Origin of the sequence: Gramella sp. MT6 (assembly GCF_019357415.1) — a bacterium.
Classification (GTDB): domain Bacteria; phylum Bacteroidota; class Bacteroidia; order Flavobacteriales; family Flavobacteriaceae; genus Christiangramia.
This window is the reverse complement of sequence record NZ_CP048410.1, coordinates 1,645,001-1,657,912: the sequence shown is the minus strand read 5'-3', so window position 1 is coordinate 1,657,912 and position 12,912 is coordinate 1,645,001. Positions and strand designations below refer to the sequence as shown.

The 12,912-nt window shown below is 39.7% G+C and carries 4 protein-coding genes; 2 read left to right on the top strand and 2 right to left on the bottom strand.

Annotation, left to right across the window (positions count from 1 at the left end):
• Window positions 1-94: 94 nt before the first annotated feature.
• Window positions 95-4,903 carry a T9SS type A sorting domain-containing protein gene (locus G3I01_RS07380; protein WP_219552408.1) on the bottom strand — a complete coding sequence of 1,603 codons (4,809 nt, stop codon included), beginning with the start codon at window positions 4,901-4,903 and terminating at the stop codon, window positions 95-97.
• Between the two features lie 904 nt (window positions 4,904-5,807).
• Between G3I01_RS07380 and gltB the strand changes: the two genes are divergently transcribed.
• Together gltB and G3I01_RS07370 are read left to right on the top strand one after the other, a co-directional pair.
• Window positions 5,808-10,331 carry a glutamate synthase large subunit gene (gene gltB / locus G3I01_RS07375; protein WP_219552406.1) on the top strand — a complete coding sequence of 1,508 codons (4,524 nt, stop codon included), beginning with the start codon at window positions 5,808-5,810 and terminating at the stop codon, window positions 10,329-10,331.
• Between the two features lie 2 nt (window positions 10,332-10,333).
• Window positions 10,334-11,794, top strand: coding sequence for a glutamate synthase subunit beta (locus tag G3I01_RS07370; protein WP_219552404.1), 1,461 nt, complete (start codon window positions 10,334-10,336; stop codon window positions 11,792-11,794).
• A 51-nt stretch (window positions 11,795-11,845) separates the two neighbouring features.
• Here the strand turns inward: G3I01_RS07370 and G3I01_RS07365 are convergent, their stop codons facing one another.
• Window positions 11,846-12,790, bottom strand: coding sequence for a DUF4382 domain-containing protein (locus G3I01_RS07365; protein WP_219552402.1), 945 nt, complete (start codon window positions 12,788-12,790; stop codon window positions 11,846-11,848).
• Window positions 12,791-12,912 lie beyond the last annotated feature (122 nt).

The window sequence follows — 12,912 nt, the reverse complement described above, 5'->3', positions numbered from 1 at the left end:
CTGGTTTTCACCCATTAACATTATTTGAGATCAACATATAAAAAAGCAAAAGCAGCCTTCCGGCTGCTTTTTAAAATGAATTATTTTGAAATTATTACTCTGATGAGATGATCGTTTTAGAGAAACTTTCTCTATCTGTATTCATCTTAATTATATATGCCTGGCTAGGTCTTACCGTAAATCCAAGCTCGAGAGTATTGATATCTCCGGCTGTCACTCCTTTAAATTGAAAGTTTTGTAACATCTGACCGTTAATATTGAAGATCTGAATATTTACATTAGAAGTATATTCGAAATTATATTTCACATTCAAGTTTTCCCTGAATGGAACAGGTGATACACTAAATCCGCTAATGGCCTCACTAGATGCTGCAGCTACAATTGATGGACAGGAATCTGAAGGTTCTGTGGTTGCTACTGAACCTCCTAATGGACATCCAGCCATGTTAAGCATATCCAGATAATTACCAAATGATCCTGCTGTTCCACCGCTAAAGGCATCATTAACATCACTTATTAAACCATCAACATTAGTATATTCAAAGTCAACTTCTGAACTACATGTATTAAGCAATGCGGCTACAGATTGTCTTCCAAGATTATAAATGCCACCTCCTTCAATATTCAGTATTTCTAATAAAGTAAGATCTGCCAGCTCTGACGGTGCATTGACAAATATATCGCCATAAATATCACAGGTCGCGTATGCATCACACCATCTGTCTGTATGGTTTTTCCAGTAACCAAGGGTACATCCTTCCTGGTCACATTCTTCGACTGTTACCATAATTACAGCAGTTCCGTAACAAATATCATCTCCGTTGGTGGTCTCACTTCTTACATAATATGAAGTTGTTCCAACACCAGGACTCACGATACTGCTTCCGAGAGCATTCATACCACTATCAGCATCTTCCTGGGTTGTGTGATAAGACAGGCTTCCACCATCAGCAGACACATATAATGAAAGATCTACTGATTCACCGTTACAGATAGTATCTGGATTTGTTGCGGTAACATCGGGATTATCATAAACGTAGATCATGAATGATGCTATGGTATAGCAATCCTCATCTTCATCTGTGGTACTATCACTTCGTACCCAAATTTGATCTGAGCCAATGGCTACGCTGAATGACAATGGATTTCCTATGGCGGCAGTTTGATTAATAGCGTCAGCTTCAGAATTATAAAAACTTAAAGTTCCGCCATCAGCATCGGTAACGCCACCATTAAGGTCAAAGGTTTGTGCACCGGTATCTTCATCTTCACAATCTGAAAGGTCCTGAACCATCAAATCTGGATTATCATAAACTGTGATCTCAAAAGATTCAATAGTATAACATCCTTCTTCCCCATCATTATCATTATCGCTTCGAACCCAAATAGTTTCTGAACCCAGGTCTACACTATAAGTTAGTGGTGATGCAATACTATTTGAAGCTGCAATTGCATCTGCCTCAGAATTATAGAAGCTAACTGAACCGCCATCGGCATCGGTAACTCCATCATTAAGATCAAATGTTTGAGATCCGGTAGTTCCATCTTCACAATCTTCAAGATCCTGAACCATCAAATCTGGATTATCATAAACATTGATCATTAATGATTCTATACTAAAACATGTTTCATCACCATCACTTTCATTATCACTTCTTACCCAAATTTGATCTGATCCTATACTTACACTAAAAGACATTGGGTTGGCGATAGCGCCAGATGCATTTTGAGCATCAGCTTCCGAATTATAGAAACTAATGGTACCTCCATCGGCATCGGTAACTCCATCATTAAGATCAAAGATTTGTGCTCCTGTATCTCCATCTTCACAATCTGCAAGATCCTGAACCATTAAATCTGGATTATCATAAACAGATACATCAAAAGATTTGATGGTGTAACAATTTTCTTCCCCATCATCATCATTATCCAGGCGCGCCCAGAAGGTATCGCCTTCCTGGCCAACACTTACCATGGTTGGATCTAAAATTGCATTTTGAGGAACAAGTGCATCTGCTTCTGAATAATAGAAACTTAAACTTCCTGCATCCTCATTACTAATAGCATCATTCAAATCGAACTCGGCAGTCTCAACATCTTCAGCCTGGCAGGCAGCAAGATCTTCGACATCAAAATCTGGATTATCATAAACGGTCACGTCAAAGGATGCTATACTGAAACAGCCTTCTTCACCGTCTTCATCATTGTCACTACGCACCCACAGTGTGGTAGTACCAAGAGCTGCACTATAAGATTCTGGAGATCCTATCGCTCCAGATTCTGCCAATGCGTCTGCCTCAGATCCATAAAAACTAAGTGATCCACCATCAGCATCGGTGACTGCATCATTTAGATCGAAGGTTTGAGCTTCTGTAATTCCATCTTCACAATCGGCAAGATCCTGAACCATCAGGTCTGGGTTATCATAAACCGATACATCAAAAGAAGCAATACTAAAGCAACCTTCTTCGGCATCCTCATCATTGTCACTACGTACCCAAAGGGTTGTTGTTCCAAGAGCTGCGCTATATGATTCTGGTGAAGCAATTGCTCCAGATTCTGCTAATGCATCGGCTTCAGATCCATAAAAGCTTATACTTCCACCATCAGCATCGGTAACCGCATCATTAAGATCAAAAGTTTGAGCTTCAGTGTCTGCATCTTCACAATCTTCGAGATCCTGAACCATAAGGTCTGGATTATCATACACGGTCACATCAAAAGAAGCTATGGTGAAGCACCCTTCTTCGGCATCCTCATCATTATCACTACGTGCCCACAATGTGGTAGTACCAAGAGCTGCACTATAAGATTCTGGAGATCCTATCGCTCCAGATTCTGCTAATGCATCGGCTTCAGATCCATAAAAACTAACACTTCCACCATCAGCATCGGTGACCGCATCATTAAGGTCGAAGGTTTGAGCTTCGGTATCTTCATCTTCACAATCTTCAAGGTCCTGAACTGTCAGGTCTGGGTTATCATATACGGTCACATCAAAAGAAGCTATGGTGAAGCACCCTTCTTCAGCATCTTCATCATTATCACTTCGTGCCCATAAGGTTATAGTACCAAGAGCTGCGCTATATGATTCTGGTGAAGCTATCGCTCCAGATTCTGCCAATGCATCAGCTTCAGATCCGTAAAAACTTACACTTCCACCATCTGCATCGGTAACCGCATCATTCAGGTCGAAGGTTTGAGCTTCGGTATCTGCATCTTCACAATCTTCGAGATCCTGAACCGTAAGGTCTGGATTATCATAAACCGAAACCATAAATGATTTAATAGTATTACAATCTTCCTCGCCATCATCATCATTATCCAGCCTCGCCCAGAATTGCTTCGGACTTTCTTCTAAAGTTACACTCACCGAAGTTGGATCGCCAATAGCGCCTGTAGCCGCGATGGCATCTGCTTCAGAAGCATAAAAACTTAAAGTCCCCTCCTCTTCATTACTTATGGCATCATTAAGATCGAAAGATTGAGCTCCCGTATCTGTTTCTTCACAAGCTTCCAGATCGGTTACATCAAAATCTGGTGATTCATAAATGGTAATTGTGACCATTGCCCTGGGGCCTTCACATTCGTTTACGGTACAACTTGCCCAGAAAGAGGTTGTTTCAGTAATTTCTCCAGGTGAATAAGTATTTCCAGTTTCAAGTACTGAACCTCCTTCAGCCTGATCATACCAGGTAACAGTACCTTCACAACCTTCTGCTGTAAGGGTATCATCCCAGGAATCACATGCTGCCTGGTCTGTTAATTCAGGAGCCTCTGGTGTAAGATCGATCTCGATATCTATTGGTTTACCAGGGAAATCTTTTAATTCAGACTGGCTTGAAGATCCTGAAGTCCGGGTTCTTACGAACAGGGTACTTAGGTTAACACAGGCATCCTCAGGGAAAAATGAAGATACGTTTACGGCACCTTCTGCCCACTGGTTAATAGAATATTGATAGAATCCAGCCTCATTGATTGGATCCTGGTTATAAATAGAATAAGGCACAATGGTTTCAACATCATTTTCAGTACCAAAGACGGTACCGGTTTCCGGAGTTATAATACTATAGATAAAACCTCCCGAGCCATCTGGCCCCCACTGCCTAACCACAACACTAGCAGCTCCACCACCATTGGTGAATTCAATGGTAATAAGTAAGTCCAATACGGTTCTACCGCCATCTGGACCAGCAGAAGTAACGGTTCCGTCATTATTCAAGGTTAAAGGAGCCTGTAGTATCTCAAAATCTATATAACTACTACCATTGGTCACCTGCCTGTCTGCGGCAAAAGCCAGCCACAGATCTCCTTCCTGACCATACTGAATCGTAGGATCTGCAAATGAAAAATGCGCTATGGCATTTTGGATCTCGTTCTTATTAGGAGATGAACCAGTTCCCCAGGTATAGGTGTTCGGATCATCATTTATCTTGTTAGAACTAGTAAAAATGGTAGGATCGTTATTAGTGATATTATCCCTGAAAAATGTAGTTTGATCGGGATACAAATAAAAATCGTCAGGATAAGGTTGATCAGGTATTCCCTCAGCTATTCCATCTGACGCTGAAGGAGGAAAAACACCTCCCGGGTCTGCATTTTCCGGATCGGTTCCATTTTCAAACAACCAGTCTCCGGCATCAGGATCATCTCCAGGTAAACGCACGTAAGCATTCCCGTCAACAGCGAGACCACCTTTAGGTTGTAACAGTGGAGCCACCCCTTGAATGTTGTTTTGAGCAAATAAATTTACCTGAAATCCAAAAGAAAGAAATACTGCAATTAAAAGCACGTAACTTTTGGTAAACCTTCTTCTCATCAATGAGCGCTGAAATAGCTCTTTGTCTTTTGCAATTGAAATAAGAACTACAAGAGTTCTTATCCACGATGTAATAATTTCCATATGGTTTATTTTAGGTTAGATGAATTATTTAACCATATGTTCGGAGAAGTAATGGAGGGGCACAATTAGAAGAATCTAATAATATTAGGAAAGGGGGGTAAATCTCATATCTTCAGAAGCTGAAGAATGCAAATTATCGTAATAACTTATTTACCAAAATCTGAGCGCGATAAATTGGTTCACCTAAAAAAACACTCAAATTTGTTTAATGCCCATAAGCCGCAATAATTGCCGCTAAAATCTCTTAAAGTTAATTTAAAATGAGATTATCTTAAAGCGATATGAGTTAAATCATAATGGGGGATTTCCTGTAAAAAATGGAATTGGGATTTGAATCCAGAATAAATTAAAATCAGTTCTATCTTTTGGAATATCCATTCGAATTGAATCCCATAGAAGAATGCATAATTGAAGTGAAAAAATATTATTAATAACTAGTTATTAGAGATTTAATATGTAAAAACGCTATTCTACGCCTGAAGGAATGAAACTAAAATACTGAATCAAAATTATAAGAGATAGAAAAATTGAATAAGGAGTAAAAAGAAAAAATGGCGTTTTAGAACTAAGGACCAATACCTAATAAAAAAGAAGGCTAATTCAATTTTAACAAATACTGATTACTATCCTAAAACGCCATTTATACTATCCTAAAATTAAGGTTTATTTATGTCCATTGATAAACAAATGTTATAAAAACCAAAAATTAAGGGTTTACCCTACCCATGAAATTTATCAATTACTTCATTATTTAATTCGTAAAATAATTTCATATTTTTCTGAAATCCGCATTAAATTTTCTTCAAATTATCAATCCCCAAAAACTTGACTTAAAGACCTTTAATATTTTCAAGTTTGATTTGCTTTTGTTTAACTTTAAAAGAATAATTCAGAAGGAACAGGTATGAAAATAAAAGAACAGGGGCTCTACTCCCCTCAGAATGAAAGAGATAATTGTGGAGCAGGGTTTATTTGTAATCTGAAAGGGGAACGAAGTAATAAAATAATACATGACGCCATTGATATTCTGGTACGCCTGGAACACCGAGGTGCAGTTAGTGCCGATGGTAAAACGGGTGATGGTGCAGGTATCTTAATTGAGGTTCCACATGATTTCTTTAAAAAAGTATGTGAATTTGAATTACCCGGTACACGGGAATACGCTGTAGGGATGCTTTTTCTTCCCAAGAATAAAAACCAGGCCCTTATCTGCAAAACCACTTTTGAAGATGAAGTAAAAAACCAGGGATTAGAGATCCTGGGCTGGCGTAATGTGCCGGTGAATCATTCCTGCCTGGGAAAAATGGCCAGTAACGTGGAACCTGCCGTCGAGCAGGTTTTTATAGCTAAACCAAAGGATATTGAAGACAGATTTTTCAATGCTAAATTATATTCGGCCCGTAAGATCGCGGAACATACCGTGGAGCATTCTGGCCTTGCTCAAAGTGAATATTTCTATTTTTCGAGTCTCTCTACCAATACCATAATATATAAGGGACTATTGATGCCTCAGGATATCAATGACTATTACAAAGATCTTAACGATCCAGATGTGATCACAAAACTGGCCCTGGTTCATCAAAGATTTTCTACCAACACCTTCCCTACCTGGGATCTGGCGCAGCCTTTCAGGTATATGTGCCATAACGGTGAGATCAATACTTTGAGAGGGAATCTTAGTAGAATGAAGGCGCGGGAAGAGCTTTTCGAATCAGATATTTTCGGCGAGGATATGAAAAAGATCATTCCGGTGATTATGGATGGAAAATCCGATTCGGCATCTATGGATATGGCCCTGGAACTTCTGCTACAAACAGGAAGATCCCTACCGGAAGCTATCATGATGATGGTGCCCGAAGCCTGGGAAAAGAATCCTTCGATGAAGGATAATAAAAAAGCATTTTACGAGTACAACGCATGTATCATGGAGCCCTGGGATGGGCCAGCCTCCATACCTTTTACCGATGGAAATTATATAGGTGCTCTTCTGGACAGAAATGGTCTGAGGCCCTCCAGGTATACCGTCACTAAAGACGGATATGTAGTCATGTCTTCTGAAACCGGCGTTCTTGACATTAAGCCTGAAAATGTTCTGAAACATGGAAGACTGGAACCGGGAAGAATGTTCCTTGTAGATATGATCGAAGGACGAATTATTGAAGATGAAGAAGTAAAAGAAAAAATAGTTTCAGAAAGGCCCTATAGAAACTGGCTTAAAGATAATTTATTGCCGTTAGCGGAAGTGCCTTATACCGGGAATCAGACTCCTGTAGAGGATATTCCATACATGACCAGGCTTAAACTTTTTGGTTATACCTATGAAGATATCACTACTATTATTTCTCCTATGGCATCCAAGGCCAAGGAAGCGATAGGCTCTATGGGGACGGATATTCCGCTTGCCGTTCTTTCAGATAAACCACAGTTATTATTCAACTATTTCAAACAGCTTTTCGCGCAGGTAACCAATCCACCACTTGATGGAATTCGAGAGGAAATAGTTACAGACATTAGTCTTTCTGTAGGTGAGGATATCAACCTATTCGAAATCATACCTGAACAGGCTAAAAAACTAAAAATTCAGAATCCGGTTATTTCGAATGAAGACCTGGACAAGATAAAATATATAGATTATCCGGGGTTTAAAGCCAGATCTATTTCCATGCTTTACGAAGCTGAAAAAGGAATGAATGGCCTGGAAGACCGTCTCGAAGAAATGATCACTGAAATTAAAAATGCCGTAGATGATGGCTGTAATGTGATCATACTGTCAGACAGGAATGTGAACCCTAAACTGGCTCCAATCCCTTCGCTACTTGCATGTTCATTTGTGCATCATAGGGCCAAGGATCATAATAGAAGATCTAGCTTCGGAATTGTAATCGAATCTGCAGAGCCAAGAGAACCGCATCATTTTGCTGCTCTTTTTGGTTATGGGGCGAGTGCGATCAATCCATATATGGTAAACGAAGTGATCTATGATCTTGTTGAAAGAAAAGAGATCGATGTTGAAGACCCGGAAGTAGCTGTTGAAAATTTCAATATTGCTATTGGGAAGGGAATTATCAAGATCATGAACAAGATTGGAATTTCAACACTACTCTCCTATCGTGGATCTCAGATCTTTGAAATTCTAGGGTTGAACAAAAAATTCGTTAATAAATATTTCAGTAATACTCCTACCAGAATTGAAGGTATCGGTTTATATGAAATTGAAAAAGAAATTCAGAAGCGTTACCAACATGCTTTCTTTCCGCCAGAAACAGAGACCGATCTGGACCTTGAAATGGGTGGGGATTATCGCTGGAGAAGAAATGGAGAAAGACATGTTTTTAATCCTGCCAGCGTTGCAAAACTCCAGCAGGCCGTAAAACAAAATAGCTACGAAACTTATACCGAATATTCAAAAATCATCAATGAGCAGAATGAAAAGCTCATGACCTTAAGAGGAATGTTCAAATTCAAAGAATTGAATCCTATTCCTATTGAAGAAGTTGAACCATGGACCGAGATCGTAAAGAGGTTCAAGACCGGCGCCATGTCTTTTGGATCTATAAGTAAGGAAGCTCATGAGAACCTGGCAATTGCCATGAACCGGATCAAGGGTAAAAGTAATTCTGGAGAAGGTGGTGAAGATGCCGATCGTTTTCAGAAGGATATTAATGGAAACTGGAGAAATTCAGCTATTAAGCAGGTCGCTTCCGGTCGTTTTGGTGTAAGTATAGATTATTTGACCAATGCCCGGGAGATCCAGATAAAAATGGCCCAGGGAGCAAAACCCGGAGAAGGCGGACAATTACCCGGCCCAAAAGTGAATCCCGATATTGCAAAAACAAGAAATTCGACACCTTATGTTGGATTGATATCTCCACCCCCACACCACGATATTTATTCTATCGAAGATCTTGCGCAGCTAATTTTCGATTTAAAGAATGCCAATCGCGAAGCAAGGATCAATGTGAAACTTGTTTCAAAAGTGGGAGTAGGTACGATCGCCGCCGGGGTAGCAAAAGCCAAGGCTGATGTCGTGCTTATATCAGGTTATGACGGTGGAACAGGAGCCTCTCCTCTAACTTCCTTAAGACATGCAGGTTTACCATGGGAACTAGGAATTGCTGAAGCTCAGCAAACATTATTATTGAATAATCTTAGAAGTAGAATTGTTGTGGAATGCGACGGTCAGTTAAAGACAGGCCGTGACGTTGCGATCGCCTGTTTACTGGGTGCTGAAGAATTCGGATTTTCAACTGCACCTCTTGTAGCTACAGGTTGTATCATGATGCGTGCCTGTCATTTAAATACCTGCCCTGTGGGTATAGCCACCCAGGACCCGGAACTTCGTAAGAACTTTAAAGGGACACCTGAAAATGTGATCAATTTCATGTACTTCATCGCTCAGGAATTGAGAGAGATCATGGCTCAGTTAGGTTTCAGAAATATGAAGGAAATGGTAGGACAATGCCAGAAACTGGACATGAATCGCGCTATTAAGCATTACAAGGCGCAGGGAATCGATCTTTCGAATATTCTTTATAAACCAGATATTAAGGATGGTGTACCGCTTTCAAATACCGAAAAGCAGTTACATAATATTGAAGGAGTACTTGATTTCGAAATATTGAGACAGGCTCATCCAGCCATTTATAGAAAAGAACCTGTAACCCTTAGTTATCCAATAAGTAATACCAACAGAACCACGGGAGCGATTATTAGTAATGAGATCTCAAAAATTCATGGTTCCATCGGTTTACCTAAAAACACTTTAACCCTGAACTTTCATGGTTCAGCTGGACAAAGTTTTGGCGCTTTTGCCGCTAAAGGTTTGAATTTAAATATTGAAGGTAATTCCAATGATTATTTCGGGAAAGGCCTTTCCGGAGCCGTTCTTTCCATTAGAAAACCGAAAAAAGCGACTTTCAAATCCAATGAAAATATTATCATAGGTAATGTCGCATTATATGGAGCAGTTCGCGGTGAAGCCTATATCAACGGAATTGGTGGAGAACGTTTCTGCGTAAGAAATTCAGGAGCGAAAGCAGTGATCGAAGGTATTGGTGACCATGGTTGTGAATATATGACCGGTGGTGTGGCCGTAATACTCGGAAAAATAGGTCGGAATTTTGCCGCTGGAATGAGCGGTGGTGTGGCCTATATTTATGATCCTGAAAATACGCTGGATCGTAATAATTTTAATATGGAAATGATAGAACTTGAAGCTCCTTCAGAAGAAAACCTTCAGGAACTGGAAGAGTTGATCGTTAATCATTATCAATATACCGAAAGTGAAGTAGCCAAGGCTATCTTAAATGATTGGGAGGAGGCTTCAACAGGCTTTATTAAGGTTATGCCTACCGAATATAAAAAGGCATTGCAAAAACTTGAAGAAGAAAAAAGAAAAGAAGAAGAGGTAGATCTTAAAACAGCATAAGAATGGGTGAATTACGAGGATTTTTAGAATACGATCGTATTCAGGAAGAAGATATAAAACCCGAAGAAAGGGTAAAGAATTATAAAGAATTTCATAAAGAACTTCCAACCGAAGAATTAAAGAAACAAGGTGGAAGATGTATGGACTGCGGGATCCCGTTTTGTCACAGCGGTTGTCCCCTGGGAAATCTAATCCCGGATTTTAATGACGCCGTTTACAGGAATGAATGGCAGAAAGCATTAAAGATCCTGCATGCTACAAATAATTTTCCAGAGTTTACGGGAAGATTATGTCCTGCGCCATGTGAGTCGGCATGCGTACTAGGCATAATAGAGCCTCCTGTTGCCATTGAAATGATCGAGAAGTATATTGTGGAGCGCGGCTTTAAAGAGGGCTGGATAAAGCCTGAACCGCCCGCTCACAGAACAGACAAAATAGTTGCGGTAATAGGATCGGGTCCTGCTGGTTTAGCTGCGGCACAACAATTAAATCGTGCCGGCCATACTGTAACGGTTTTTGAACGTGATTCTAAAGTTGGTGGGTTACTTCGTTACGGTATTCCAGATTTCAAGATGGAAAAGAAAGTAATAGATCGTCGTTTAGATATAATGAAAGCTGAAGGAATCGAGTTTAAAACCGATACTGAAGTCGGTAAAAACTATTCTGTAGAAGAAATTAAGAAATTCGACGCGGTTGTTCTTTGCGGTGGAGCTACCGAAAGGAGAAAATTACCGATCCCAGGTTCAGATGCCGAAGGTGTGGTTCAGGCAATGGAATTCTTAAAGCATAATAACGAAGCAGTAGATGGTCTTCATGAAGTTGAAGAAAGATTAAGCGCTAAAGGAAAGGATGTTATTGTGATTGGTGGTGGTGATACTGGTTCCGATTGTGTTGGAACTTCAAACCGTCATGGTGCAAAGTCTGTAACTAACTTTGAGATCATGCCATTGCCGCCTGAAAAAAGATCTTCAGAAAACCCATGGCCTTACTGGCCCTTTACTTTGAAGACAAGTTCTTCACATGAAGAAGGCGTTGAAAGGAACTGGAGCATACAGACAAAAGAATTTGTAAAAGATTCTGAAGGGAAATTAAAAGGGCTTAAAACTGTTCAGGTAGAATGGATAAAAAGACCAGGACAACGTCCGGAATTAAAAGAAGTTCCGGAAACAGAAAAAGAATGGCCCTGTGACCTTGCTTTACTGTCGCTTGGATTCACAGGTCCAGAAAAGACTTTGAGCGAAAAACTGGGCCTTGAAATAGATGAGAGAACTAATATCAAGGGCAAGAAAGACTATAGCACGAACGTGAAAAATATATTCGTTGCCGGTGACATGAGAAGAGGCCAGTCACTTATAGTGTGGGCAATATCTGAAGGTAGAGAAGCTGCTCATAATGTAGACAAATATTTAATGGGTAGTTCTAAACTTCCCATTAAAGGAGAAGGCGATCTGCCAACACCTTAATAAAAAAGCCCCGGTTAAAACGGGGCTTTTTTTATCTATAATTCTATTTTATTATAAACCTAATAGGCCCGCAAATGAAATTTGAAGATTTACTTCTGAATTAGCTTCAACCGTAAATCCGCTTAGATCGATGCTACTGGCCGTACTTGCATTTACCATTCTGGAAAATTCAAGATGACCGTCATCATCAATATCAGAGTAGGACGCAAAATGAAGTTCATAATCCCCTTCTTCCAGAAAGTGAATTTCAAAATCACCGCTTGAATTTGAAACTACCGCACTACTAACAGCTTTTGAGAAATTAACTCCTTCGTTATTCGCATTACTTTCCGATTCATTGAAAGAACCTGATTCGTAAACGTAGGCAACAACTACTTCCCCGTCAGCTTCGCTAGTATTTTCAACGTTACCTGTCAAAATTCCAGTGTTCATTTTGTTTACCGCTCTAATATTGTTCTCAAGCTGCGATTCAGAAACAAATGAATAATTTCCCCCCTCTGCTATTAAGCTTTTGCGGAGGTCAAAATCAAGAACAATTTCATTTTGAGTGTCACCAAATATCTCTACCTGGTCGTTTATATTAAGTTCGGTGGCCGTAGATATCTCTTGTTTCCCACCATCTGTAGTCATTATATAATTACCGGGGCCATCACCAGACGCATCCGTTTCGGAGAGCATTAATGTTATATCTGAGGTTGTACCGGCATCTAATTCCAATTCACCTAAAAGTTCCGTTTTACCCTGGGTTAGGCTACTTATCTGAACGGTAGTTTTGCCAAAACTTTCAATAGCTTTTCCATTAACTTTCACTTCTGATATGGTAATAAAAATAGCTTCAACGTTTGTATCATCCACAGGGGAATCTGTTAAATAAATGGTCGTAGCATTTGCTCCTCCCGAACCATCTGGTTCTTCCATGGAATCATCTTCAGAGCAAGAAACAAATAAAATTAATCCTAATAATAATCCGAATCTACTTAAATTCTTAAATAGCATAAAAAATTGATTTTGTGCACCACTAAGCGCATTGGTTAAAATTCATTGATTTATTAAGGATAGTATTTGGGATACTTATTTAGATTCGGATAATGATAACGGGAGGAGTCCTACCAATATTC

Excerpts from the sequence above, each read along its gene's own strand:
- G3I01_RS07380 (WP_219552408.1), bottom strand. The coding sequence starts at position 4,903 with ATGGAAATTATTACATCGTGGATAAGAACTCTTGTAGTTCTTATTTCA.
- gltB (WP_219552406.1), top strand. The coding sequence starts at position 5,808 with ATGAAAATAAAAGAACAGGGGCTCTACTCCCCTCAGAATGAAAGAGAT.
- G3I01_RS07370 (WP_219552404.1), top strand. The coding sequence starts at position 10,334 with ATGGGTGAATTACGAGGATTTTTAGAATACGATCGTATTCAGGAAGAA.
- G3I01_RS07365 (WP_219552402.1), bottom strand. The coding sequence starts at position 12,790 with ATGCTATTTAAGAATTTAAGTAGATTCGGATTATTATTAGGATTAATT.